Below are 259 nucleotides of genomic sequence, written 5' to 3'. Positions count from 1 at the left end.
CCGAGATAATGATAAGGTGCCACGGGAATTTTTATAGGGCCATCAATTCTTGTTTTGGAGAAGTCATCCCAGTTTACATGAAATTGCCATGCATAGATGCCATCATCTGCTGGAATGTTTTTCAATTGAGTACCGCCGGTTGCCATCATAATGCTGGGTGAACCGGCAGGTGGTAATTGTTTGCCATCAAGATCGGCATTGATGATGAAGTTTACATCTCTAATAATAAAGGATTGTTCTTTCGCGTCCTCACCTTTTA

General features: G+C 41.7%; 1 protein-coding gene. It reads right to left on the bottom strand.

Annotated features, from left to right (window positions below; translation table 11 throughout):
* Positions 1-259, bottom strand: a 259-nt coding sequence (locus VJI93_RS09010) for a hypothetical protein (protein ID WP_324009359.1), incomplete at both ends; no start/stop codon positions are given.

This window comes from Parvimonas sp. M20 (genome assembly GCF_035282425.1).
GTDB lineage: Bacteria > Bacillota > Clostridia > Tissierellales > Peptoniphilaceae > Parvimonas.
This window is presented reverse-complemented; position numbering and strand designations above follow the sequence as displayed.